The 26,609-nt window shown below is 45.4% G+C and carries 23 protein-coding genes and 1 tRNA gene; 10 read left to right on the top strand and 14 right to left on the bottom strand.

Going from position 1 to position 26,609, the window contains the following annotated elements; translation table 11 throughout:
- Window positions 1–111 precede the first annotated feature (111 nt).
- Both JM642_RS04040 and JM642_RS04035 read left to right on the top strand, forming a co-directional pair.
- Entirely contained in the window at window positions 112–576 is a 465-nt protein-coding gene (locus tag JM642_RS04040; RefSeq protein ID WP_037422212.1) for a DUF1456 family protein, read from the top strand.
- A 267-nt stretch (window positions 577–843) separates the two neighbouring features.
- Window positions 844–2,532, top strand: coding sequence for an NAD-dependent malic enzyme (locus tag JM642_RS04035; RefSeq protein WP_023268525.1), 1,689 nt, complete (start codon window positions 844–846; stop codon window positions 2,530–2,532).
- A gap of 66 nt (window positions 2,533–2,598) precedes the next feature.
- Here JM642_RS04035 and JM642_RS04030 read toward each other — a convergent pair whose 3' ends face one another.
- Together JM642_RS04030 and JM642_RS04025 are read right to left on the bottom strand one after the other, a co-directional pair.
- On the bottom strand, window positions 2,599–3,033 hold the full coding sequence (locus tag JM642_RS04030) for a DUF3069 domain-containing protein (protein ID WP_037422197.1): 435 nt from the start codon (window positions 3,031–3,033) through the stop codon (window positions 2,599–2,601).
- 23 nt (window positions 3,034–3,056) lie between these two features.
- Window positions 3,057–3,584: a phosphatase PAP2 family protein gene (locus JM642_RS04025; RefSeq protein WP_037428001.1), complete on the bottom strand. Its 528-nt coding sequence runs from the start codon at window positions 3,582–3,584 to the stop codon at window positions 3,057–3,059.
- A 114-nt stretch (window positions 3,585–3,698) separates the two neighbouring features.
- On the opposite strand from JM642_RS04025, the gene JM642_RS04020 reads away from it, so the two are divergent.
- On the top strand, window positions 3,699–5,639 hold the full coding sequence (locus JM642_RS04020; RefSeq protein ID WP_203433723.1) for a GGDEF domain-containing protein: 1,941 nt from the start codon (window positions 3,699–3,701) through the stop codon (window positions 5,637–5,639).
- Here JM642_RS04020 and JM642_RS04015 read toward each other — a convergent pair.
- On the bottom strand, window positions 5,629–6,438 hold the full coding sequence (locus JM642_RS04015; protein ID WP_203432897.1) for a transporter substrate-binding domain-containing protein: 810 nt from the start codon (window positions 6,436–6,438) through the stop codon (window positions 5,629–5,631). The two genes, JM642_RS04020 and JM642_RS04015, sit on opposite strands and share 11 nt — an antisense overlap.
- A gap of 162 nt (window positions 6,439–6,600) precedes the next feature.
- On the opposite strand from JM642_RS04015, the gene queG reads away from it, so the two are divergent.
- A complete protein-coding gene (gene queG / locus JM642_RS04010) occupies window positions 6,601–7,782 on the top strand; it encodes a tRNA epoxyqueuosine(34) reductase QueG (protein ID WP_203432896.1) in 1,182 nt (393 codons plus the stop codon).
- 17 nt (window positions 7,783–7,799) lie between these two features.
- Here the strand turns inward: queG and JM642_RS04005 are convergent, their stop codons facing one another.
- Complete coding sequence (locus tag JM642_RS04005; protein ID WP_069454286.1) at window positions 7,800–8,579, bottom strand: TOBE domain-containing protein; 780 nt, start codon at window positions 8,577–8,579, stop codon at window positions 7,800–7,802.
- 202 nt (window positions 8,580–8,781) lie between these two features.
- On the opposite strand from JM642_RS04005, the gene modA reads away from it, so the two are divergent.
- The 3 genes from modA to modC are packed head-to-tail and all read left to right on the top strand — an operon-like array spanning window position 8,782 to window position 11,383.
- Window positions 8,782–9,567, top strand: coding sequence for a molybdate ABC transporter substrate-binding protein (modA, locus tag JM642_RS04000; protein WP_144374921.1), 786 nt, complete (start codon window positions 8,782–8,784; stop codon window positions 9,565–9,567).
- A complete protein-coding gene (gene modB / locus JM642_RS03995) occupies window positions 9,567–10,304 on the top strand; it encodes a molybdate ABC transporter permease subunit (RefSeq protein ID WP_144374920.1) in 738 nt (245 codons plus the stop codon). The genes modA and modB overlap by 1 nt, the downstream gene beginning before the upstream one ends.
- Complete coding sequence (gene modC / locus JM642_RS03990) at window positions 10,298–11,383, top strand: molybdenum ABC transporter ATP-binding protein ModC (RefSeq protein ID WP_047539378.1); 1,086 nt, start codon at window positions 10,298–10,300, stop codon at window positions 11,381–11,383. The genes modB and modC overlap by 7 nt, the downstream gene beginning before the upstream one ends.
- Before the next feature lie 72 nt (window positions 11,384–11,455).
- Here modC and JM642_RS03985 read toward each other — a convergent pair.
- Window positions 11,456–11,542: transfer RNA gene (locus JM642_RS03985), tRNA-Leu, on the bottom strand.
- A gap of 189 nt (window positions 11,543–11,731) precedes the next feature.
- On the bottom strand, window positions 11,732–13,321 hold the full coding sequence (locus JM642_RS03980; protein ID WP_047539348.1) for a bacteriohemerythrin: 1,590 nt from the start codon (window positions 13,319–13,321) through the stop codon (window positions 11,732–11,734).
- A 306-nt stretch (window positions 13,322–13,627) separates the two neighbouring features.
- Here JM642_RS03980 and JM642_RS03975 point away from each other — a divergent pair, with 306 nt between their 5' ends.
- Window positions 13,628–13,759 (top strand): DUF3149 domain-containing protein, encoded by a 132-nt coding sequence (locus JM642_RS03975; RefSeq protein ID WP_011715898.1) that lies wholly within the window; start codon window positions 13,628–13,630, stop codon window positions 13,757–13,759.
- Window positions 13,760–13,879: 120 nt separating this feature from the next.
- Here the strand turns inward: JM642_RS03975 and JM642_RS03970 are convergent, their stop codons facing one another.
- Entirely contained in the window at window positions 13,880–14,491 is a 612-nt protein-coding gene (locus JM642_RS03970; protein WP_037422175.1) for a superinfection exclusion B family protein, read from the bottom strand.
- Window positions 14,492–14,660: 169 nt separating this feature from the next.
- On the opposite strand from JM642_RS03970, the gene JM642_RS03965 reads away from it, so the two are divergent.
- Entirely contained in the window at window positions 14,661–16,292 is a 1,632-nt protein-coding gene (locus JM642_RS03965; RefSeq protein WP_037428009.1) for an ATP-binding protein, read from the top strand.
- Between the two features lie 31 nt (window positions 16,293–16,323).
- Here JM642_RS03965 and tcdA read toward each other — a convergent pair whose 3' ends face one another.
- Window positions 16,324–17,127, bottom strand: a complete 804-nt coding sequence (gene tcdA / locus JM642_RS03960; RefSeq protein ID WP_188869396.1) for a tRNA cyclic N6-threonylcarbamoyladenosine(37) synthase TcdA — start codon at window positions 17,125–17,127, stop codon at window positions 16,324–16,326.
- Window positions 17,128–18,010: 883 nt separating this feature from the next.
- Here tcdA and JM642_RS03955 point away from each other — a divergent pair.
- Window positions 18,011–19,081: a porin gene (locus tag JM642_RS03955; protein WP_037428011.1), complete on the top strand. Its 1,071-nt coding sequence runs from the start codon at window positions 18,011–18,013 to the stop codon at window positions 19,079–19,081.
- A 193-nt stretch (window positions 19,082–19,274) separates the two neighbouring features.
- On the opposite strand, the gene parC is transcribed toward JM642_RS03955, so the two are convergent.
- The 6 genes from parC to JM642_RS03925 are packed head-to-tail and all read right to left on the bottom strand — an operon-like array spanning window position 19,275 to window position 26,609.
- A complete protein-coding gene (gene parC, locus JM642_RS03950) occupies window positions 19,275–21,551 on the bottom strand; it encodes a DNA topoisomerase IV subunit A (protein ID WP_055647704.1) in 2,277 nt (758 codons plus the stop codon).
- Window positions 21,544–22,719, bottom strand: coding sequence for a PQQ-dependent sugar dehydrogenase (locus tag JM642_RS03945; RefSeq protein ID WP_144346011.1), 1,176 nt, complete (start codon window positions 22,717–22,719; stop codon window positions 21,544–21,546). The genes parC and JM642_RS03945 overlap by 8 nt, the downstream gene beginning before the upstream one ends.
- Window positions 22,720–22,771: 52 nt before the next feature.
- Complete coding sequence (gene parE, locus JM642_RS03940) at window positions 22,772–24,658, bottom strand: DNA topoisomerase IV subunit B (protein ID WP_037422159.1); 1,887 nt, start codon at window positions 24,656–24,658, stop codon at window positions 22,772–22,774.
- Between the two features lie 56 nt (window positions 24,659–24,714).
- Window positions 24,715–25,290, bottom strand: coding sequence for a YqiA/YcfP family alpha/beta fold hydrolase (locus JM642_RS03935; protein WP_203432895.1), 576 nt, complete (start codon window positions 25,288–25,290; stop codon window positions 24,715–24,717).
- Window positions 25,291–25,316: 26 nt separating this feature from the next.
- Window positions 25,317–26,153: a 3',5'-cyclic-AMP phosphodiesterase gene (gene cpdA, locus JM642_RS03930; protein WP_069454280.1), complete on the bottom strand. Its 837-nt coding sequence runs from the start codon at window positions 26,151–26,153 to the stop codon at window positions 25,317–25,319.
- Window positions 26,154–26,168: 15 nt separating this feature from the next.
- Window positions 26,169–26,609, bottom strand: coding sequence for a DUF1249 domain-containing protein (locus JM642_RS03925; RefSeq protein ID WP_037422150.1), 441 nt, complete (start codon window positions 26,607–26,609; stop codon window positions 26,169–26,171).

The following is a 26,609-nucleotide window of genomic DNA, read 5'->3' as shown; positions in this document are numbered from 1 at the left end:
TGATATTAATGATTAACACCACAAATACCGCTGAATCCTGCATCTTCAGGTTGTTTGGGTATATACTATCTGCTCTTAAACCAGACTGCGCAGCCGCGCCTAGAGATGACCATGATAAACAATGATATTTTGCGCCGTTTGCGCTTCGTATTCGATTTTAGCAACGCCAAAATGATTAAGATTTTTGCCAAAGTGGGTAGAGAAGTCTCCACCGAAGAGATGATTAACTTACTGCGCAAAGAAGAGGAAGAAGGTTATAAAGCCTGTAACGATACCACCCTATGTCAGTTTTTAGATGGTCTAATCATCGAAAAGCGTGGTCTACGTGAAGGTGCTGAAATTCCTAAACCAGTATCAAAATTAAACAATAACTTAATCTTCAAAAAATTACGTGTTGCCCTCGAAATGCGTGAGGAAGATATTGTGGCCACCCTAGCGCTCGCCGAAGTGCAAATGTCTAAATCTGAATTAAGTGCCCTGTTCCGCAACCCGGACCATAAAAACTTCAAAGCCTGTGGCGATCAGATCCTGCGCAACTTTATCCGTGGCTTATCGCTAAAATACCGCGGAGTCTAATGTTTCTTCCGCTAAAAATAACAAACGCAGCCTTGGCTGCGTTTTTGTTTTTATCTCGCCGTTAAACAAGCTTTCGCTTGGCAGATGTATTTACAATCAATTAACAGAACTCTGTTTTAAACAGTAAGAATTACCTGTGCTGCAAAAAAAGCCACAAATAGCGCACGACACAGGCAACAAAGATCACATTTCGTGATAACCTTACGTGACCTATAGCACGTCTCAAGCACGTACCGAACCACTTAAACAATAACTCAAAGGTTACCCATGGACGATAATAAACGCCCCCTCTATCTTCCGTTTGCAGGACCTGCCATTCTTGAAGCGCCATTGATTAACAAGGGCAGTGCATTTTCTGAAGAAGAGCGTATTTTCTTTAACCTCGAAGGCTTAGTACCCTATGCCATTGAAACTATTGAAGAACAAGCATCGCGCGCCTACGATCAGTTCAGAAGTTTCAATAACGATCTCGATAAGCACATTTATCTGCGCAACATTCAAGACACCAACGAAACCCTGTTTTATCGTTTAGTGCAAAATCATATCAGCGAAATGATGCCAATTATCTACACCCCAACGGTAGGTTTGGCCTGTGAGCGCTTCTCGAAAAACTATCGCCGTAACCGTGGTCTGTTCATCTCCTACCCAAACAAAGACAGAATTGACGACATCCTCAATAACTCGACTCGCCAAAAAGTAAAAATCATCGTTGTGACTGACGGTGAGCGCATCTTAGGCTTAGGCGACCAAGGTATTGGCGGCATGGGGATCCCGATTGGTAAATTGTCACTCTATACCAGCTGTGGTGGGATCAGTCCCGCATACACACTACCCATTACCTTAGACGTAGGTACCGATAATCCACAGTTGCTGGAAGATCCGATGTACATGGGTTGGCGCCATCCGCGTATTGGTGGCGAAGAGTATGCCGAGTTTATCGAAGCCTTTATGCAAGCCGTGCATGTGCGTTGGCCAGATACCCTAATCCAATTTGAAGATTTTGCCCAAAAGAATGCGATGCCAATCCTTGAGCGTTATAAGGATCGCTACTGCTGCTTTAACGATGACATTCAAGGCACCGCCGCTGTGACTGTGGGTTCATTACTCGCCGCCTGTAAAGCCGCGGGCACTGAACTTAACAAACAACGAGTTGCCTTCTTAGGTGCGGGTAGCGCGGGCTGCGGTATTGCCGAAGCCATAGTTGCGCAAATGGTGTCTGAAGGTATCAGCGACGAGCAAGCCCGCAGCCAAGTCTGCATGGTTGACCGTTGGGGCCTGCTGCTCGACAACATGCCGAACCTGTTGCCATTCCAACAAAAATTGGCTCAAAAATGTGCCGATATCAGCAACTGGAATAACTTCAGCGACAATATTTCACTGCTCGATGTGGTCAATAACGCTAAGCCAACGGTACTGATTGGCGTATCGGGCGCACCGGGTCTGTTTACCGAAGAAATTGTTCGTGCAATGCATAGCCACTGCGAACGTCCAATTATCTTCCCACTATCAAACCCCACCAGCCGTGTTGAAGCGACGCCAAAAGACATTCTGCACTGGACGTCTGGCCAAGCCTTAGTGGCAACGGGTAGCCCGTTCGAACCTGTGGTTGTTGATGGCGAGACCTATGAAATCGCGCAATGTAACAACAGCTTTATCTTCCCAGGCATTGGTTTAGGTGTACTCGCCTCGGGTGCCCGCCATGTCTCCGATGCGATGTTAATGGCATCGAGCCGCGCGCTCGCCGAATGCTCACCGTTAGCCATTAATGGCTCAGGGCCACTACTGCCAAAACTGGAAGATATTCACTCAGTGAGTAAGCATATTGCGTTCGCCGTCGGTAAAGTGGCGATTGAGCAAGGGTTATCCTTACCTGCGAGTGATGAGCTGCTTATGCAATCTATCGAAGATAATTTCTGGAAGCCAGAGTACCGCCGTTATAAGCGTACTTCGTTCTAATTTCAGACATTATTCCAATAAAAAGCCCGTCAATCGACGGGCTTTTTATTGGGTAAAACTCACAGCTTAAGGCGCCATCACCTGTTTAAAGCTATTGAGCATAGAACGATCGGTGCGGGCCTTTTTCAACTTACGCAGGCTTTCTTTGAGCGACTCATCGGCCAAACGGGTAAATATCCCGTTGTATTCCTTCTCGTTAATCGCTTCATCCGTATCCGCCTGCTCAGAAATCTCCTGTGCAACACGGCTGAGTTGCAACCAAGCATTAGCGATATAAAAACCATGGAATTCAGCCTGTGGCATTAAATTACGCGCACTGGCGGGTAACGCATCCCACGCTTGGCTAAATTTAGTTTCTCTGTCTTCTAACAGCTCGGCACATAAACCTTGATAGGCCGCTAATAGGCTCTCGGGCAATTTCGCCATAGGTAACACTTTATTGGCAACATTGTAAGAAATCCGCTCGGCGGTTTCACGATACTCAACTGATACTTCAGCCATAATGACTCTCTTTTATAAACAACTTAAAATTGACCGCTAATATATAAACCATAAACCCCATTATGGGCTAACGGTGTCACTGTGATCCCTTTATAGGGCTCAGTAAAATACCAACCCGCCAGTGCACCAATCGCAGCGCCGGCGAGGACATCTTCTAAATAGTGCTTATCGCTCTCGACTCGGGTATAACCCACATAAGTCGCAGCAAGATACGCCGGCAGACCATATTGCCAGCCATAACGCTGCTGAATAAACGTGGCTGCCATAAAACTATCCGAGGTGTGCCCGGATGGGAAAGAATCATCACCACTGCCATCGGGTCTATCCTTATTGACACCCAGCTTAAGCCCTTCGACTATGACTCGGCTCGAGACTGCTGCTTTAAGTAATTGCCACGAACCTTCATTCCCCTCTTCATAGAATAGGGTCGCGCCCAAAGCCGTCGCCGGCAGGAGTAAATGAACCACATCGCCCGAGGTCTCGATATCATCCGAGTTTGCCCAACTCGCTCCCGTGAACAGTAACAGTGCGACACAGAGTAATTTTTTCAAGGGTTTTCCTTATTGGGTGAGATCCAAGGCGACGTTTATACCTTGATAGCGGAATGAATGCAAAAATTGCCAATACACAATGTAAACAATTAGTGAAAAACTTATGTTAGGATAATAGTTAGCTATCTGTTTCAAAGTGAACAGGAAATCTATCTCTTGCGATATTGCCGACGATTCTTTGCCATAGCACTACTCCTCTTCACCGGGCAAGCATACCTAGCTTTAGCTGAAGAGCCGCCACAGGTCGAACAAATATTCAAATTATTTGATAGCGGCGAGACAATGTCCCGTGAAGCCATCGAGAAAAATATTGCTTTACTAGAGCAGTACATCTCAAGTGATGATATAGAACGTATTGAAAAACTTAACCAAATCAAGTGCTGGAGCCAACCTTCAGATGATGAAGGCCAAATAACTAACGCGCTTAATTATGCCGAGCAAATGCTCTCACATATTCCATCTACCGCTTCGGCCCATTTTATTACCGATATAACCCTTTGCCATGCTTGGTTTTTACAGCTAAGTGGTGATATTAGCGGAGCTATGGAAGGTTATAATAAAGGCGTGAAAAGCGCATACGCGCATGAAGATATAAAACTCATTGCCGATGCCCGCAGTCTTCGTGGAGCACTACACTCCTATATTGGTGACTTTTCAGAGGCATTAGACGATCTTGTCACCGCCCAAGGGCTTTATGAATCATTAAATCTCACAGGCTGGGCCAATATAAACTTGACCGATATTGCCACCAGCTTTAGACGCTATGGCGACCCTGAAAGCGCAATAAAATACTATCAAAAACTCAAAGAGTTATATTTAAAAAATGGCAATATGGATCAAGTTGCCAATGTCACTTCAGATATTGGACTCGCCCTAGATGAAATAGGGGAGCATGAGCAAGCCATAGAGAACTTTCGCTTTAGTTACCAATACTTTAAAGACCACAAGTACAAGCTTGTGGCTGCAATAAATGCAACGAATATTGCCTACAGTCTTATTCAATTAAACCGGTTACAGGAAGCGGAAAACTATTTAAAGGAGGCTGCACTCGACATTACAGAGAAAGAGCCCGGAGCTTATAGTTTTATGAAGCTGTTTATGGCAAAAATCCTTTCTCAACAAGCTCTTTACCCAGAGGCGCTAACTGAACTAGCCTCAGCCGAAAATGCTTTTCGGACCATGCATAATGACCGTGGTCTTATTCAACTGTTACAACTCAAGAGTGATATCTATGCTGCGATGGGGGACTTACAGCAAGCCTACTATACTCTGCAGCAATTTGTTGATCTAACGAAGAAAGTTGATAACAACTCCACGGCTCACCAGACAACGGAATTAAAAGTAAAATTTGATACCAGTAGGTTCGAATCTGAAAACAAGCGATTGATTGATAACCAAAAATTAAAAGAGCAAGAATTAGCCTTGCTCGAAAAAAATAAGTCACTACAGCTTATCATTCTGTTGTTGACGGGCTGTATTTTGGGCATAGTGTCGCTATTTGCCTATAAGCAAGTGCACAGAAACCGCCAACTACAAACCATCGCCTTAACCGATTATCTCACCCAATTGCCTAATCGCAGGCATATATATGCCCAAGCAGAGCAGTATTTTCAGCAAGCGCTTAAACAGCAAATGCCTTTTTCGATCATCATCTTCGATGCCGATCATTTTAAAAAAATCAACGATAACTTCGGCCACGAAATTGGCGACCAAGCACTTTTAACCATAGCCCAGGCCTGCAAAGAATTTGCCGCGGACCGCAATCAAATCGGCAGGATCGGCGGTGAGGAGTTTTTGATCTTATTACCCAATACCAGCGCTGAACGCGTTTGGGAGCTGGCCCATGAATTACAAAGCTTAATCAGCCGTTACGGCACCATTAATTTACCGGAAGAGTTAAAACTGACCGTCAGTGCAGGAGTTGCCACCTTATGTCCAGAGACAAAGCCTCAAGATGAAAGCTTTGCCCGTTTACTGAAACGGGCAGATAGCGCGCTGTACGAAGCCAAAAATGCCGGAAGAAACTGTGTTAAAGCTGCGGAACTTACCTGCTAGCTGAATTATTTTTACGCCAAAAAATCTGATTTTCGAGGGGGGGCTGCAGTGCGCCAAACCACTTTTGATAGACCTTTGCAAACACCCCTGACTCTTTTAGCTTTTCTAACTCAACTTGCCAACGCTGCACAGTCTCGGCTGGTGTCCCCTTCGAGAAAGCAAGATAAAGATGGATTTCAGCGATAATATAAACAGGTTTAATAGCCGATTCCTTCGCCCCAACATCTTCAAGTATATGCTTTACCGCCAGATCAGCCTGACACCAGAATCGTATCCGCGAAAACAACAGCTGTTTAGCCGATTGCTGTGGAAAACTTGCCACTAAGAGGGCATTAACTCCCTGCTGTTGCAACAGTTGTGCCCCCACAGACTCTCGATACACACCAACGATTCCCGCCGTATTCACATCTAACAAGTGATTGATGCTGATAGGATCGTCCGCTCTGGTGTAAAGAGTAATGTTGCTAGTCGCAATGGGGCCAATAAAATCAAAATTGGCTTCCCGCTCATCGCTGATAGATGTCGCAAACAGTAGTACATTTGCCGTTGTACTCGCGATCGAATACGCCCGCGCCCAAGGCAATACTTCAATCTTTTCTTGCTGTCCAAGGCGAGCTTGCAGCATATTCACCAGTTCCACCCCAAAACCAGTGGGTACACCATCTTGCTCAAAACTCATAGGCGGCCAAGCTTCTGTGACTAAACGCACTGGAGCCGCTACCGCAAAGCTTAGCCCTGAATAACCTAAGCTCACACCTAATAACAATCGATAGCAGTACTTGGAAATGGCGGATAACATAGGCAAGGCCGAAGGGGAGGTTAATCTTAATCATAGATCTAATTTACGCACAGAAGAAAGTAACAATTGCTGTTTGGCTTAAATGCCCTAAACACTAAACTCGTCCGTAGCGGCTTAAAACTGCTATCATAGAGCCATCTTATTAAGTTCAACGCAGCTTCCATGTCAACCACAGCAACCTCTCCCGCCAATATTCCCGATGCAGCCACCCTATCCCGCCTCGCTTTACAAATTAAAAACTGGGGAAAGGCGCTCGGTTTTGCCCAAATAGGGATTTGTGACACCGATTTAACAGCTGAAGAAGCTAAGTTGGAAACGTGGTTAGATAAAGGATATCACGGAGAAATGGCCTACATGGCCACCCATGGCATGATGCGCGCTCGCCCCTATGAGTTGCATCCAGGCACAGTTCGAGTGATTTCAGCACGGATGGATTATTTGCCACCGGAGGCGGGCTTTGCCACTAACTTAGCTTCACCGAATATGGGCTATATCTCGCGTTATGCGGGCGGCAGGGATTACCACAAACTCATCCGTGCCCGCTTAAAAAAGCTGGGCGATCAAATCAGTAGCGAGCTTGTCGCCTTAGGGTTCGATGCCGCCGACTTTAGGCCCTTTGTCGATTCTGCCCCTGTGCTGGAACGTCCACTCGCCGAAAAAGCCGGCATAGGTTGGACAGGTAAGCACTCACTTATCCTTAATCACGATGCTGGTAGCTGGTTCTTCCTTGGGGAATTGCTGATCAACCTGCCCTTACCCGTAGACATTCCTATCCAGGAAGACTGCAACACCTGCGTGGCCTGCATCACCTCCTGCCCGACAGGCGCTATCGTCGAGCCCTATACTGTGGATGCTCGGCGCTGTATTTCTTATCTGACAATCGAATTGCAGGGTGCCATTCCAGAAGAGTTTCGCCCTTTGATGGGCAATCGCATTTACGGTTGTGATGATTGTCAGTTGGTGTGCCCGGTCAATCGCGAAGCACCGCTGACCCTGGAGAGTGATTTCCACATTCGGCCTAAGCTCAAACAGCCAGAACTGCTTACCTTATTCGCTTGGAGCGAAGCCGAGTTTCTCAAACAAACCGAAGGCAGCGCTATTCGCCGTATTGGTCATCAGCGCTGGCTACGCAATATCGCTGTAGCACTCGGCAATGCGCCGAGTTCGCCACAAATCATTGCCGCCCTCAAGCAACGTAAAGCCCAAGCGGATATCGATGATATGGTGAAAGAACATATCGATTGGGCCCTAGTGCGGCAACGTGCGGGCGGCTCACAAACCAATAACCGTAAAACGGAGCGACTGGTTAGGGTCATCCAAAAAGGCTTACCACGGGATGCCTAGCATCTTAGCTTAATGCCTTAATTCATACTGGCAACAATCACTTGTGTGGCATCAAAGCAGGCAAAGCATGGCTCGCCTACGTTGAGCGTTTGAATATCGGCCAGTGGCATCACCGAATAGATAATCTCTTTGCCACCAATTTCTATGGCTAGTTCAGCCTTATCGGCCAGTTCAGTCACACTCAGTAAGTGCCCACTGACACAATTTTGCCCAGCGCTCTGGCAGGCATAACGATTGGCCGTCACCGCGGGTGCCTTAAACAACAATAGAATCGATTGGTCCAAAGCTAACTGCAGACGCTCAAAACTGGCATGGGTCACTGAGATTTGGATCTGTTGCCCCCCCGCCAATGTCACCTTCAGGCTGTCATTCAAACCGAGTGGCTCAATGCTGTGGATACGCCCCGTTAATTGGTTGCGAGCACTGGTTTTAAGGGAGAAATGCGCCATCACATCTAACAAACTGTGCATATCGACCGAATCATCAAGCAACGCCGACAGCGCCATTTCCTGCACCTGCGAGGTGATGGAATACACCTTAAGTAAACGCTCACCAAACTCGGTAAGTTTGGCGCCACCACCGCCCTTACCACCCTTTTCACTGCTGACGACGGGCTCGGGCATAGTGGTGTTCATCTCGTTTATTGCATCCCACGCGGCCTTATAGCTGATCCCCGCCAACTTAGCGCCCTGGCTGATAGACCCAGTATTAGCCACTTGGCGTAGCAAAGCTATCCGCCGAGGATTGGCGAAGGGTTTATCCCCCAATGACAATGTCAATAGTGCGTGTAAGTCCATGTTCCTGCGCGCCTTAGCTTAAGTGAATGCTATTGTCCCCGATCAATCTTAAGATACCAATACGTACGGTCGGAATTCTCCGCCGAGGTATTAGCGTTTTCGCCAATAAACCGAGCCGAGATCACTAATTTACGCATCGGGACTTGAATGATCGATATACAGATTGGTATATAACGATCACTTTTTATCACGGAGGAACACCATGAGCTCGCTCAAACACTTTTTACGCTTTACCACAGCCTCAGTCGTTGGCTTAGCCCTCAGTTGCAGCATCAGCTTTGCCGCAGACCAAGAACAAGTGACTGTTTTTGCCGCCGCATCCCTCACGAATGCGCTTAATGAGATTGGCCAGCAGTACGAAAAGGAACATCAAACGAAAGTGATTTTCTCCTTCGCCTCCTCCTCAACACTCGCCAAACAAATCGCTAATGGTGCGCCCGCCGATCTGTTTATCTCCGCCAACCAAAAATGGATGGATTACCTCGTCGAGGCCAAGGCGGTCAATGCCAATAGCCGCATTACCCTGTTAAAAAATACCTTAGTGCTGATTGCCGAAAAGAATAGCCCAGTAGACCAAATCACCCTAAACAGCGATTGGGATATTAAGGCCGCGGTCAATGGCAGCCGCTTAGCGGTGGGCGACCCTGATCATGTCCCAGCCGGACAATACGCCAAGCAAGCGCTTGAAAACCTGAATCTTTGGAAAACCGCCGAGCCACTGCTGGCGAGAGCAAACAATGTCCGCGCCGCTTTAGCATTAGTGGAACAGGGCGAAGCCCCGCTCGGTATCGTGTACTCGACCGATGCCAAAGTGGCACAAAAGATTAAAATTGTGGCAACCTTCCCCGCCACCAGCTATAGCCCGATTGAATATCCCAGCGCCTTAACTAAGCAAGAATCAACCGCCAGCGCTAAAAACTTTAATCAATACCTTCAAAGCTCAAGTGCAAAAGCAGTATTTGAAAAATATGGCTTTGGAGTGAACTAGTGCTGAGTGATGTTTTAGTAAGTGGCTCGCTGTTTAACGGGCCACTGCTCAGCGAATACGAAACCGCCGCGCTACTGCTGAGCCTCAAAGTCTCGGCGGTTGCCGTGCTCGCCAGTTTACCCTTAGGCATTTTATGCGCTTGGTTGCTGGCGCGCGTAGAGTTCCCCGGTAAGGCTGTCTTCGACAGTCTCCTACATCTCCCACTGGTGTTACCGCCCGTGGTGGTCGGTTACCTGCTGCTCATCAGCATGGGGCGTCAGGGCGTAATCGGACAATGGCTCTATAACTGGTTTGGCGTAAGTTTTAGCTTTAGCTGGCGCGGCGCGGCACTCGCCGCCGCTGTGGTCTCCTTTCCTTTAATGGTCAGAGCCATACGTCAATCCTTCGAAACCGTCGATATACGCCTCGAACAGGCGGCGCGCACCTTGGGAAGCAGCCGCTGGCGGGTATTTTTGACCATCACCCTGCCGCTCACCTCGCCCGGAATAGTGTCGGGAATGATCATCGCCTTTGCCCGCAGCCTAGGGGAATTTGGCTCGACAATTACCTTCGTCTCCAATATTCCCGGCGAAACTCGCACCATTCCGCTGGCCATGTATTCCTTTATCGAAACACCGGGGGCGGAATATCAGGCAATGCGCCTGTGTATCATCTCGATAGTGATAGCGTTGGCCTCCTTACTCGCCTCCCAATGGCTCACAAAAAAAGCCCTCAAAAGAACGGCAAGCGTATGTTAAACATCAATATTGAAAAACAACTCGGCCAACTACAACTCAAGGTGTACACCCATTTACCATTACAGGGCGTCACAGCCGTATTCGGCCGATCAGGAGCGGGCAAAACCTCCTTAGTGAATTTACTCGGCGGATTAACCACGCCAGACAAAGGCGAAATTAGCCTGGGCGATACACTATTGTTCAAGCATAAAACCGTTAATCTGCCCCCTGAAAAACGCCGAATTGGCTATGTCTTTCAAGAAGCGAGATTATTTCCCCATTACAGTGTGAAGGGCAATCTCACCTATGGGATGCGTCATAAAGCACCTGAATTGTTTGATAAAGTTGTCTCGCTACTGGGTATAGAAAAACTCTTAAGCCGCTATCCCAGCACACTGTCTGGCGGTGAAAAACAACGGGTCGCCATTGGCCGAGCCCTACTCACCTCGCCGCAAATGCTATTGATGGATGAGCCCTTAGCTTCCCTCGATTTACCCCGAAAACGCGAATTGCTGCCTTACCTACAAACCCTAGCGCAGGAATTGAAGCTACCAATCGTCTATGTGAGCCACAGCTTGGATGAAATCCTACAACTTGCCGACCATATGTTGGTGTTACATCAAGGAAAAATGATCGCCCAAGGACCGCTAACACAGGTATGGAATAGTGAACAAATGCGCCCCTGGGTACCATTGCAGGAATTAAGTTCGCTGCTGAGCGCCAGAATCGCCGACAGACATCCTGATTATCCAATGACCAGACTGTTGATGGATGACGGCAATCAGCTCTGGGTCAGCGGCCAATTGCCCCCCACCCATAAACAGTTAAAGGTACGCATTCAAGCGAACCATGTTTCGGTTTGCACTGAAGAACCTAAAGGCTCGAGTATTCGTAACTTACTAAGAGGAAACATAAAAGAGCTCTACCCCAGCGATAATGGCGAGCAAATTCAGCTAAAAATTGCACTAGGCAAAGAAGAACTGTGGGCCAACATCACCCCATGGGCTTGTGACGAGTTACAACTCGCTCCAGGAAAGGCTATCTATGCCCAAATCAAAGGCGTGACTATGACACAAATGGATATTGCCGAGTCCCACTAAGTTGCATGTTTGGAACAAATTTAAGACACAAAAAAACCGACTCTAGGTCGGTTTGAGTCCCTTTGAAAGGGATGGTACCAGAGGACGGACTCGAACCGTCACGCTTTTAAGGGCGGCGGATTTTGAATCCGCTGTGTCTACCGATTTCACCACTCTGGCATTATCAATACTTAGAGCTAATAAAAACAACTAGCTGGCTTTAAGTGCTGGGAATTATACCTTTGCCAAAGACAATGGCAAGCCCTTTTAAAGACCTTGTTGGCAAATTAGTTTTAACCGCTCAAAAATCCGGCGTCTATTAATTTTACCTTGCATATTGCTCGATGACTCTTAAAACAGCATCTTAATCTACTCAGCGCCATGGGAAAGTAAAAACTGCGTATATTCCTTGTCACTTTTTTGAATATGGTTAACCAACCAAGATTTTAAGAATGCCATTAACTCGTCAGCCACATCTTCACCTCTACCAACCCGCTTTTGAAAATCAAGCACTTGACCAACAAGCTGCGCATGTTTCTCCTTATGGGCAATAGTTTGTGGGTATCCAAAACGAGCAAACAACTCTTCTTCATAGGAAAAATGATTCGCGGTGTAATCCACAAGTCCTTGAACAATCCGTTTAATCGCTTCGAGGCCATAGGCTTCGCTTAAGGTACGGTGCAATTCGTTAACAAGAGAGACTAAGCGTTGATGCTGGCGGTTAATCTCCGGCATACCGATATCAAGTTCTGGCCCCCATTTTACAAATAGTTGGCTTTGGGCTTGATTAGAGGTAAATAGCTGCTTATCCACATGGAAACGATGTAGCAGTGAACCAATCTCCTGAGACATATTATAAACCTTAAGACTAGATAGATTGGTTAGATTAGTATGATGTGCATTTTTCAACGCTAATTCAGTCATCGCGTTGATATTTTTGTTAATTTCCTCTGCAACTGCATGCTGCTCTTCCGATGCAGTGGCAATTTGATGAGACATATCCGTAATGCTTTCAACGTGAGTGACAATTTCACCCAAAGATTGATGCGCTTTCTCTACCATCAAGGCGGTTTCATCGGCGATAGTGACGTTTTTTAACATCACTTCAACCCCTTGTTGAGCGCCCTTTTGTAATGCGGTTATCTGCTGTTGAATTTCAGCGGTCGCCTCTGAGGTACGTTTTGCCAAATTACGGACTTCATCGGCAACAACCGCAAATCCACGGCCATGCTCACCCGCTCGAGCACTCTCAATCGCCGCATTAAGAGCCAATAAGTTGGTTTGTTCGGCCACTTGCGAGATAGTCTCAATAATGCTGCTAATGCTATTCGTATCGGCGGCAAGGTGTTCAATCACTGCTTTTGTTTGGTGAATTTGCGAAGTCATATCGCTGATTTTATTGACAATAGCGCCCATGACTTCATCACCATGTTTAGCTGAAGTCTGCGCAATATCAGCGGCTTGCGCGGTATTAGCCGCATTGTGTGACACTTCTTGTACGGTTGAAACCATCTGGGTCATGGCCGTTGCCGCAAGCTCGGTTTGACGTTCTTGCTCCAAAACGCCTTGTTTTGCCTGCTCACTAATCGTCTTTATGTCGGTGGCGACCTTCTTCATCCATTCGCTGGTATCAACTAGAGATAAAATCGTACGACTCACATCTTCGCCCATGCGATTGATGCTGTGAACGACAGTGTGAAACACTCCCGCATCTTTCTCATCAAGCTGGTAACTCAAATCACCGTCACCCAAGTGATGAGCCGCACGCTCGAGGTGCCTCAGATTACGGATAAGTTTGTTAATGTTAAAAAATAGAATAAGGGCAAGTGCGATTAAACATAAGGTTGCAACCCAATGCGCGCTACTAAGCAAACAATAAAGGGGATATAAAAGTAAGACCATAGGAGCGAAAATAATACCATATCCCATAGTGCCCTTTTTAACAGTGGTGCTAGCCATTTTTGGCTCCTTCAAAAATGCAGTCTAACTTCAATCAATGCTAAAACGGATTAGCAAATACCTTGTTCTTGGTATCACTTAATAGTTACTACTCTTAAGACTAGTCCCGAATGAAGTAAGAAACAAAGCCCAAAAGATTGAGTTTGATAAAATTTCATCACCCGCTAAATTTGAAGTAGATCACAGGGTTAATCTTTGGTTACAAGATTGTTTTAGGACGTCGATTTTTTATTGATCAGGATCAGTATTTGCTGACAGTAAGAGCGCTAGTGTATGGATGACTTCACAAGAAAGAGGATTTCAATCATGGCATTTTGGTTAGATTTAATGTTCGGTAACCCAATTGGTTTACTTTCAATGATCGTTATCTTTAGCACTATAGGGATAATTTCTTATATCACTTGGATGTTTATCGTGAAGTCAGCGCAACAATCGTAGTTTTTGCTTCCAAATTGTTATTCTGTTCATTGTAGCTTGTAAAAATTGCACGTTGTTATGGGGGTTCCATTAACCCCCATTTTTTATGCCTGTAATTTTGCGCTATAGCCAACGCTACACTTAAGCTGCGTGTTTACGGTTTTGAACTAAGCCATTGAGAAACTGCGGGCGCGCTTTAATCAGATGTTGCATTTCTTCTTCACTTGGTTCCCCTGCTGGTAAACGTAAAACGCCCCGATTTAAGTAGATACGTGCTTTCATCGAAATTTTATAGTCTGCTGTGGGCCCTTGGATTGCGTAATGACGTTCATTACCTAAACATTCGAGGATACAGGCACTGAGCAAACTTTTTACCGCGGGTTCGTTTTGCGGCAATGTCAAAATAGTGGCTCCTTGCAAAAAGAATTCTCGTAATAATGCTCGCTCTGCACGATCCAGCAAATTAACTTTTGCTTCAATGGTCTCGGTGATGCGCTTATCACTTAAATGACGAATCGACTCATCTAATCCCAAGTTCAATAACTGAGTTAAAAAATACGCGATCGAGATAATAAGTCCAAGCCCGACAAAATGTGCGTGCTCGGGTACAAACTTATCCAGTGCCAGCAAAGTAAGAATATTTGACGGCATCGCCAATAAAACCGCACAACTCACCATTAGCCACAGCATAACCCGAAACATTACCTTCTTAGGGCTAAACAACTTCACTGAATCGAATTTGAGTTTAATCATAGTGTTATCCCAGTGACAAAAAATTGAACTTAGCCAAGACCAAGCAAGTTTGATGCCATTGCTTTGTTCAATATTGAGGGATTTTTCACTGGGATAACATGCGAAATTTTTTAAGCTTGAGTCTATGCTTATAAGCATCCAACTTGCTATCAGATAAAGATTATTTAAGATGCTGACATTCTTCAGTCAATTTATAAAAAGCCCGATTGGTAGGCACCTCACCTTGTCAATTGTGCTATTCAGCTCCTTAATCACACTAATGACGACAGCCTACCAACTCATTAGCGATTATCGTGGCGATGTTAGTCGGATTGATCGGGTATTTTCTAATATCGAGAAAGCTAACCTGGATGTATTAGCCGCAAGTATTTGGGTAATAGATGAAAGACTGATTAACACCCAACTAAATGGTCTCATCCAACTACCTGATATTAACTACATTTCAATCAAAGATGATAGTGGCCAGTCGTGGAACGGAGGAACCCCAAAACCAACTCATACTTTAAATAAAATCTTTCCTCTGGTGTATAAATCACCGACCGACAATATCAACGTTGGTACTTTAGAAGTACAAGTAGACATGGATGCTATTTATGACCGCCTTTACGATAAAGCCATCCTTATTTTACTCTCCAATGGCATAAAAACCTTCTTAGTCGCTGGATTTATTCTATTTTTAGTTTGGTACAACATCACTAAACATCTCGATAAACTCAGTAAATACTGCAAACGGATTAACTTAGACGCGGACTTCGAACCCCTTCAATTTGAACGTAAGGAGAAAATCGATGAGTTTAAACAAGTTGCTGATGCGATTAACAGCATGCAAGGGCAACTTCGCAACTCATTTGAAGCACTGAAAAGTTCTAAAGCAGAGTTACAAACAGCATTAGAAGATAGAGAGCGTTTACTGAAACTCGAACGTAGTTATAAGGAAGAACTAGCAAGACAAGTTAAAGAGCGAACCCAAGAGTTAGAGCAATCCTTAGCCGCTCTAAAGCGCGCACAGCAGGTGTTAGTTGAACAGGAAAAAATGGCCGCCTTAGGAGGATTAGTGTCTGGTGTGGCGCACGAAATTAATACCCCCATTGGTATTTGCTTAACGGCGGCCAGCGCACAATTAAATCATATAGAAGAACTCATTGAGCTTATCCATAGTGAGCACGCGACACTCGACGAAATCAATGCGATTTTGGACGAGTATCAACAAAGCTGTGAGCTTATAGTTCGTAATATCACCAAAGCCAGCAGCCTAATTCAAAAATTCAAGACTATTGCTATCGACCGCAGCCACGAAGAGCATCAGTGCATCAATCTGCAAAGGCAGCTTAAAGAGATTTTAGCGTCTAGCTTGATAATGCATCCTAAACTCAACGCAAAAACCGACCTGCAAGTCGATCCCAACTTAAATATTCAAACTAATGTGAGTCTATTAAACCAAATCGTCAGTAATATATTGTCCAACGCTTATACCCATGCATTTCAAGACCGAGAAGATAATCAGATACAAATCTCCGCCAGTATTGAGCAGGGCTTTGTGAATATCAGCATCCAAAATAATGGCGTCGCAATCCCCCCTGAAGTCGCTGAACATATGTTCGAGCCTTTCTTTACCACCAATAGAAGTAAAGGCGGCACGGGATTAGGTTTATCCGCCGCCTTTAATGCAGTCACCTTGTTAAAAGGTTCAATGAGCTATCAAGCAGACTCTTCACTTGGCGGCGCGCAATTTAACATTCGCATTCCTCTTAACCAATGCGATGCGCCTAAGATAACCACTCACCACGAGTTCACTATTTGAAAATATTTAGAACAAAAACATACAAATTGGATTATTCGTTAGCTAATTGTGCCAACCGAGAAAGGACACGGCTCGCCGCTACAAATCCAAAAGTACCAGTGACCATAGTCACAGCACCAAACCCCGAAGCACAATCCATCCGCATGCTACCATCGGCGGTGGCTTTGGTACTACAAACCGAGCCATCAGCTTGAGGGTAAACGAGCTGTTCACTAGAAAAAACGGCATCCACAGCAAAACGACGTTGTACATTTTTGGAGAAGTTATATTCGCGGCGCAAAATATTACGCACTTTTGCAAGCAACGGATCTTGATAGGTCTTAGCCAAATCAGTCAGTTGGATCTGAGTTGGATCAACTTGCCCACCAGCACCACCTACGGTCACAATCTTGATTTTTTGACGTTTACACCAAGCAATAAGCGCTGCTTTTTGTTTTACCGCATCAATACAATCAACAACATAATCAATATTGCCGCCTGACTGAGAACCTAGTAAATAGTCACCCAGATTGTCGACCGTAATAAAATCTTCTACTTCATTGACTTGGCAATCAGGATTAATCTCGCGGATCCGTTTGGCCATAACTACAACCTTAGAATCGCCAATAGTTGAGGTAAGCGCATGAATTTGACGGTTAGTATTGGTCACGCAGATATCATCTAAATCAATTAAGGTAATTTGACCAATACCACTCCTTGCCAATGCCTCAGCCGCCCAAGTGCCCACACCACCAATACCAATTACCACGACATGAGATGCTGCAAATTTCGCAAGCGCTTTTTGCCCGTACAAGCGGCCTATGCCACCAAAGCGATTTTGATAGGCTTCAGTCATCAATACTTACCTTTATATATCTAGCGAACCCAGCCGCAACGAGAAGGAGGAGAAACACTTACCAACGCAGCATAATGCATGAAAAATGCGCCGAAGATTCTAAACGATTTAAGCCAAAAACCGAAATCAAACTCAACCCATGAGCTAAAAGATACAGCTAGATTTTAAAGTAAAGCACTTGGCTTTCCTAAGGCACTGAGCAGACATGTTTGCACGAATGCAAATGTAAGCGCTAAACCCACGTTGATTGACGGCTTTACTCGTCAATAATCATTCCACGTTTCGCAAGCACAAGCTTGCCAGAACGAACAAAATTCACACTCAAAACGTCAATACGCCCTAATACTATGGTCTAGGATCATGGCTATCGCATTGAACTAATGCTTATGCTAGCTGAGTTAATACAATATCTAAACAATAGATCATCAACAACAATTAAACCTTTGATTTTAAACATATTTAACAACATCTCCTCAGGTATTTTGTTGCTAAAAAGTAACTTTACTTGTTTTTTTTATTGTACTCGGTACCCAATAACACCAACTCACGCGTATATGACAAACTTGCGACAACATTAGTATATGCTACAGTTAGGCCCGCCGGTCTGTATATGCTACAGCACTTCGCATACCTCTTTAGTAGTATGCCAAAAATACAGTTTTATCTCTTACACGCCGATTTTCGGTCAAGTGATAGGGAAATGTCCTAAAAAACCCCGAATACAGGCAAGGAGAGCTAAAAACTTGATCTATGACACAGCCTGCAAGGCATAAAACTGTAAAAATCGGCGGCAACTTTGTTACTTATTTCTGTAACAAACGTGTTAAACCACACAAAAACCATGAAAAATGGATAAGAACTTAGGTTCGAGGGAGCACAAAACATGAAAAAGACATTCATCTCTGCATCAGTTGCATCAGTATTAGCGCTGGCTTCATTCGGTGCGCTAGCCGAAGGCCCAAGCTTCTATGGTCGTTTAGAGCTTGCATTAACTAATACTGAAACAGGTGCAACTCTACAATCAGGCACCAATGGTGTTGATACTAAAAACTATGCTGATGAAAACAATGCTGGTACCTATTTAGAAAACAACTTCTCACTGTTAGGTGTTAAAGGTACTGAGAAAATCGCTGATGGCTATGATGTTGTTTATCAAATGGAATTCCAAGTTGAAAACACTTCTGGCTCAGGTGATGTGTTCAAAGCTCGTAACACTTTCTTAGGTTTAAAAACTAATGCAGGTACTGTATTAGTGGGTCGTAATGACACAGTATTTAAGCAAGCAGAAGGTAACGTAGACGTATTTGGTAACACCAACGCCGATATCGACCGTTTAGTCAGCGCACAAACTCGTAGCGCAGATGGTGTATGGTACTACTCACCAAAAATCGCTGATTTAGTGACCTTAAACGCCACTTACCTGTTCGATGATAACGACACTACTGCAAAAACCACCGAAAGCTTATACGCTCTGAGTGCAACTCTGGGTGATAGCAAGTTCAAAGATCAAAACTACTATTTAGCAGTTGCCTATAACAAAGGTATTGCGGGTGTTGATGCATACCGTGGTGTAGCACAAGTTAAATTTGGCGATTTCAAAGTGGGTGGTTTATTCCAAAACTCTGAAAGCGTAACTGATAGCTCAGTAGATGGTAACACTTACTTTGTTAACGTTGTTTACACTTTAAACGGTGTTAACCTGAAAGCCGAATACGGCTTTGATGAAACGGGCTTTGGTAACTACTACAAAAACGTTACCACTGGTACAAACCTGTTAAAAGGCGCAGACATCAGCGTACAAAACTTCAACGTGGGTGCTGACTACCGTTTCTCTAAATCAACTATGGTATACGGTCAATACGCAATGTACCGTGGTGACCATGTCGTAGCAGGTAACAAAGTAGACCTACAAGACGACAACGTATTCTCTGTTGGTGTACGTTACGACTTCTAATATCCTTACGGATATTCGCTAATAAAAACCTACCGCAAGCGGTAGGTTTTTTTATGCCTTGTATTTAAGAAAAGTGACTCTGTAGCGCATAACTCTGAGAATAAAAAAGCCACTCCAGTGAAACTTGAGTGGCTTTGATTAACGGTTTTGATAACTTGAGCTGGCTACCTCTTACGCAGCCTCAAATTAACAGTTAAATGCTAGGCAAGACCTCAGCACCTTCGCCTAATTCCACACTATCAACACGCTGTAATCCACGTGGTAATTTTGCCCCACGACGTCCGCGCTCACCGCGATAATGCTCTAAATCACTTGGTTTAAGTGTGAGTTTGCGCTTACCCGCCCACAAGGTAACTGGAGTATCTGCTGGCACAAGTTGTAAATGTGTCATTAACTCTTCACGGTTTTTAGCGCGCTCGCTTGGAATACCGATAATCTTATTACCTTTACCCTTAGATAATTGCGGCAATGCTTCCAATGAAAACAGTAGCATACGACCTTCATTGGTGATGGCAAGGATAGACATCTCTCGATTACGATCAATCGGTTTGGGTGATAAAGACTTGGCATTCGTCGGTAAACTCAATAGCGCTTTACCCGCCTTATTACGAGACACCATGTCATTGAAAGTACAAATAAAGCCATAACCTGCATCGGTTGCTAAGAGGAAGCATTGCTCGTCTTCCCCCAAAATAACATGCTGCATGGTCTCACCAGATGCCATATTAAAGCGCGTAGTAATGGGCTCACCTTGGGTACGAGCCGATGGCAGACTATGACTATCGGTGGCAAAGGCGCGACCGGATGAGTCAATAAACACTGCCACCTGATTACTACGCCCGATGGCACTACAGAGATATTGATCGCCCGCCTTATAGGATAAAGACTCGGCATCAATATCATGGCCCTTAGCACAACGCACCCAACCTTTTTCTGATAACACCACAGTCACAGGTTCACTCGGGGTAAGCTCTTGCTCTGTTAAGGCGCGGGACTCATGGCGTTCTACAATAGGAGAGCGGCGATCATCGCCATAGGTCTCACCATCTTGGATTAATTCTTTCTTAATTAAGGTTTTTAAACGGCGCTCAGAACCTAATAATTGCTCTAACTTTTCACGTTCAGCTTCGAGTTCGTCCTGCTCAGCCTTGATCTTAAATTCTTCTAACTTAGCTAAATGGCGTAATTTTAACTCGAGGATGGCCTCAGCCTGCTTGTCTGTCAGGTTAAAACGCGCCATCAACTCCGCTTTGGGCTCATCATGAAAACGAATGATCTCAATGACTTCATCAATATTGAGAAAAGCGATCATTAACGCTTCAAGGATATGTAAACGCGCCAACACTTTATCTAAACGATATTCTAGGCGACGTCTTACGGTATCGACACGAAACTCAAGCCATTCGGTGAGTAAGTCTTTTAGGCCCTTAACTCTTGGACGACCATCAAGGCCCAGTACGTTAAGGTTTACCCTAAAACTTTTCTCAAGATCGGTAGTCGCAAACAAGTGCGCCATCAGTTGATCGCAATCGACGCGATTTGAGCGCGGTACAATCACTAAGCGAACGGGATTTTCATGGTCAGACTCATCACGCAAGTCAGCAACCATAGGCAATTTTTTCGCCTGCATTTGAGCAGCAATCTGCTCTAAAATCTTACCACTACCCGCCTGATGTGGTAGCGCGGTGATCACTATTTCACCGGCTTCGACAGTATAAACCGCACGGGCTTTTAAGGAGCCCCGCCCAGTTTCATAGATTTTGGCAATATCGGCAGACGGGGTGATGATCTCAGCTTCTGTAGGATAATCAGGCCCTGGCACATAGGCCATCAACTGCGCAAGGTCGAGTTTCGGATCGTCCAAAAGCGCAACGCAGGCATTCACTAACTCTCTGGCATTATGTGGCGGTATATCTGTCGCCATGCCCACCGCAATACCAGTGATGCCGTTGAGCAAAATATGAGGTAAACGTGCAGGCAGCACTTTGGGCTCTTTTAACGTGCCATCGAAGTTTGCCCCCCAGTCAACCGTACCTTGTCCCAGCTCAGATAATAACAGCTCAGAAAACTTCGACAGGCGCGCCTCGGTATAACGCATTGCTGCAAATGACTTAGGATCATCTGGTGCCCCCCAATTTCCTTGACCATCTACGAGTGGATAACGATAGGAAAATGGCTGCGCCATCAGCACCATCGCCTCATAACAGGCACTATCGCCATGGGGATGGTACTTACCTAATACGTCACCCACTGTACGAGCTGATTTTTTATGCTTTGATTGAGCCGATAAACCAAGCTCGCTCATAGCATAAATAATCCGTCGTTGTACGGGTTTAAGGCCATCACCAATATGGGGTAAGGCTCGGTCCATAATGACGTACATGGAATAATTCAGATAAGCTTCTTCGGTAAAGCGCCGCAATGGCATCTGCTCTACGCCATCCAAGCTTAACTTGATTGCGTCACTCATTTTCTTCTAGTTCCTGTGGTTCTTCAGTATTATCGCCATCCCTATAGAACAGTCGATACAGGTTACCTTTCAAATCATCCGAGATGTACATGGCCCCATCTTCACCGGACAATAATCCATAGGGGCGGGCGACAGGAAACTCACCGTCGAGAAAACTCACTACGGTTTCGCGACTGACCACCTGTTGGTTCTCAAGCTTCAACATGACGATTTGATAACCGACTTTGCTTGAACGGTTCCAAGAACCATTTTCAGCAACAAACAATTGGTTATGATAGATTTCTGGGAATTGCTTACCACGGTAAAATGCCAGTCCCGTTGGCGCAACGTGTGCAGGCAGTTCGTATATCGGTACAGAAATTTTTAAATTTTTTGGCTTTTCATAGGCAGGTTCGACCACGGATGATGCGTGTAAATACGGAAAGCCATAATGGCTGCCCGCCACATCGATGCGGTTAATCTCATCGGGGGGTAAGTTATCGCCCATCCAATCGCGTCCTTGATCGGCAAACCACAATTTGCCGTCTTGAGGAGACCAGTCAAAACCTGTCACATCGCGAATACCTGACGCAATTTGCTCACTGGCGCCGGTATCCACATTAATCGCAATAATACTGCTATAGGGCGCGCTCGCTTCACACACGTTACAAGGTGCACCGATAGAGACATAGAGCCTGCCATCAGGACCAAAATTCATCGCTCGTGCACTTTTCTTATCTGACTCTGGTAAATCGCTATAAATCTCTTTAGGACGACTTGGACGGCGTAAGCGCTGCTCGATATCAATAAAGCGGACAATTCGGTTTTCAGTTGCCACAAACAGATCACCATTATGGAAGGCGATCGCATCGGGAGACTCTAACCCCTTGGCGATGACATAACGCTTGTCTACACGACCATCTTGATTACTATCAACAAGCGCATGCACTGTGCCACTCTTATTGGAGCCGACAAATAAGGTGCCATTTGCCCCCATCGCAATCTGTTTGGCATCCCCAAGATCGGAAGCATAGAGCGATAAACCAAATCCCTTTGAGACGGTAATCATGATCGACTGAGACCCTGCAATCGCCGTCTGGATCGGTAACAAAGCCAGACTCACCAGTAGGGTCCAATAGGCAGAGAACACCTTTAAACATTTATAATTATTCGTTTTAATATACAACATGGTAATTTTCTTTATGCCTAAGTGTTATTGTTATCGGCAATAGTGCACAACATTAAAGTACCGCCATGTCACCCTTATCTTCGAGCCAGTTTTTACGATCGGGTGAACGCTTCTTAGCTAACAGCATATCCATAAGAGAATCAGTTTCTTCCGCATCATCAATAGTTAACTGCACTAAACGGCGAGTATTAGGGTCCATTGTCGTTTCACGCAATTGCAGTGGATTCATTTCACCCAGACCTTTAAAGCGCGTTACTTGAACTTTACCTTTTTTATTCTCAGCGCTGATACGATCGAGAATACCTTCTTTTTCAGCCTCATCTAAAGCGTAATAAACATCTTTACCTATATCGATACGAAACAGTGGCGGCATGGCGATATAAACATGCCCCTGCTCAACCAACACTCGGTAATGTTTCAGAAACAGTGCACAGAGTAAAGTCGCAATATGCAATCCATCGGAATCGGCGTCGGCGAGGATGCAGATTTTGCCATACCTTAACTCAGAAATATCATTGCTATCGGGATCACAACCAATTGCCACCGAAATATCATGTACTTCCTGCGACGCTAATACCTGAGATGCATCCACTTCCCACGTATTTAAGATTTTACCACGTAGCGGCATAATAGCTTGAAACTCACGGTCTCTAGCCTGTTTAGCACTGCCTCCCGCAGAATCCCCTTCCACAAGGAAGAGTTCGCCGCGCATTGGATCTTGGCCACTACAATCGGTCAATTTACCCGGTAATGCGGGACCTGATGTGACTTTTTTACGGGCGACTTTTTTGGCTGCTTTTAAGCGTTTTTGCGCGTTATTAATACACATTTCAGCCAATGACTCGGCTAATTCGGTATTCGAATTTAACCAAAGCGAAAATGCATCACGCACGATACCTGAAACAAAGGCTGAGCTTTGACGGCTCGAAAGCTTCTCTTTGGTTTGTCCCGCAAACTGCGGGTCTTGCATTTTCACTGACAGAATGAAGGCTGCGCGATCCCAAATATCCTCAGGAGAGAGCTTAATCCCGCGGGGGATGAGATTACGAAACTCACAAAACTCACGCATCGACTCCAACAAACCTTGGCGAAAGCCATTCACATGGGTGCCACCCAATGGCGTTGGGATCAAGTTGACATAACTTTCGTTGATCGACTCCCCGCCCTCTGGCAACCAGGTAATAGCCCAATCTGCCGCCTCAATTTGCCCCTTAAAACTACCGATAAAAGGCTCTTCCGGCAGCATGATATTATCGCCTACCGCCGTCTTAAGATAATCGGTTAAGCCACTCTCGTAGTACCACTCATGCACTTCGTTAGTGTGCTTATTAGTGAATTTAATTCTAAGACCGGGGCACAATACTGCTTTGGCACGCAGTAAATAAATAAGTTTGGAATTGGAGAAATTCGCCGAATCAAAATAACTCGCATCAGGCCAAAAATGTACTCGAGTACCGGTATTGCGCCGACCGCAGGTACCACTGACTCGTAGTTCTTCGACTTTAAAGCCATTTTCGAAAGCCATATCATACACTTGGCCATCTCTGCGCACAGTGACTTCAACTCTGCGAGACAGGGCGTTAACCACTGAAATCCCTACACCATGCAAACCACCAGAGAATTGATAATTTTTATTTGAAAATTTACCGCCGGCATGCAGTTTAGTCAGGATCAGCTCGACCCCTGGAATACCTTCTTCGGGATGGATATCCACTGGCATACCACGACCATCGTCAGTGACTTCCAGCGAGTTATCTGTGTGGAGCACAACTTCGATTTTAGTGGCATGGCCAGCTAAGGCTTCATCGACACTGTTATCTATGACCTCTTGGCCTAAATGGTTAGGTCGGCTGGTATCGGTATACATACCTGGACGGCGTTTAACTGGGTCAAGTCCGTTAAGAACTTCAATGGCGTCAGAGGTGTATTGATTAGTCATAGTGTACGCTATAGGTTGTTATATCCGGCCATGTTGCGGCTGTGGATGACGATTTGTCAAGGTAAGTGTAAAAATTGGCTTACAGTTTGCAGATATCGCTCATAACCCACAAAACTGTGATCACCACCGGATTCAATCCGTAATTGGCAATGATGATATTTATGTAGCGCTTCGCGATAATCCAGCACTTCATCGCCCGTTTGCAATAGTACCAAAAAACGATCGGGATTGCGGATAACAGTCGTATTAAATTCAGTCACTTCCTGCTTATGCTCTGGCAATACCTGATAATGCTCTTCGGTATAAGGGTTAAATTGCGGCCCCATAAATTCATCAAACAGTTCAAAGGGTTTTACTGCCGGATTCACCAACACGGCTCGGCCACCATAATGCTCAGCCAAGTAACTGGCAAAATAACCCCCTAAGGACGAGCCAATATAGTTAAGCGGCTCACCCGCTTGCAAAGCCTCCTCAACATAGCGCTGTAGTAAGGCCATCGCTGCTTTGGGTGTATTGGGTAACTGTGGCTGATGAAAAGTGAGGGACGGGTGATGCTCGGCCATATATTGTGCCGTCATCACCGCTTTATCAGAGAAAGGAGAACTGTTGAATCCGTGAATATAGAGCAGCATAGTTCCTCAAGCTGCGGTCACTCGCGTTAATAACCGCTGGAATCTTTATCGGGGGAAAACAGATTTCCCGGTACGCGATACACATTAGTGCTGATGCTACCATCGGCCTTGAGCTCCAGCAAACGATAACCGGGTTGCAGTCCATCGAGGGCAAAATAAGGCGATTGCGGTTTAAACTGGATACAAGTAGAAGGTGTCGCCATTAATTGCAACGCACCATGTGGACCATCGTAAAGGCTATCCAATTGTTGATGCACATGGCCCCACAGCAAAGCTTTGACCTGCGGGTATTGAGCGACACACTTTAAAAATTCCGTCCCATTATCCATGCAGTGTTGGTCTAACCAAGCACAATTAACCAAAATAGGATTATGATGCATCACCAGTAAAGTATGGCGGTCTGGATGTGCGGCTATAGCCTGTTCAATGAGTTCGAATTGACTCGCGGCCATATGACCACCAGGTTTTCCTCTCACGGTGGAATCCAGCATCAAAATTTGCCATTTACCAACTAAGATACGTTGCTGGCCAAAAATCCGCTCGCCCTGCATATGCAAAAACATGATCCGCGGATCATCATGATTACCCGGAAGATAATGGCAAGGTAAATTGAGCGGGGCGACCGCTGACACAAATTGGCGATAGGACTCAGGGGAATAATCTTGACTTAAATCACCTGTGGCAAGCATAAGATGCGCAGGGTAATTAACGGCACGGATCGTATTGAGTACCGCGGCCAAACTTTTGCTGGTATTAACACCAAGTAGCTGAGCTTCAGGATCGGCAAAGAGGTGCGGGTCGGTGACTTGCACTATGCGCACATTTTCATCAGCTACAGAGTAAGAGATAGCCTCTTTCAGCACATTGAATACCCAATTCTAAGACTGGCAAACCAAACGTTGTTGGCCACCAATCTTCAATAATTCTCCCAGGAATGCATTTACCTGGTACTTCTCATCACTATGATACATACGTAAATTGGGATAATCATACACTGGGCGCAGTTGGTAAATCTGTTGACCAGTTAACACTTCTGCTAATTTAGCATCATGATAAATTCTCACTAACACCTTGGGAATATTAACAAACTCCACTATTTGTAGTGGGCGTGAGATTTCAACTAATTGAGTATATTTGGTATTTTCTAAAATACGGATAACTAATACACCAAATTCACCTTCAAGTTGCCAAGATTGACCTACAGCAATATCCAGTGGCAACCACTTTTGCATATAGCCATAGTTACGCCCGCATAGCGCTAAAAAGTCGCTCACGTTGGGTTGATAACGCGGTTTTTGATGTGATGTTGAATGCGCCAA

The sequence above is a fragment of the Shewanella sp. LZH-2 genome, assembly GCF_016859145.1.
GTDB classification, from domain to species: Bacteria; Pseudomonadota; Gammaproteobacteria; order Enterobacterales; family Shewanellaceae; genus Shewanella; species Shewanella xiamenensis.
Note: the sequence above shows the minus strand (reverse complement) of the source record. Positions and strands in the feature narration are given on the sequence as shown.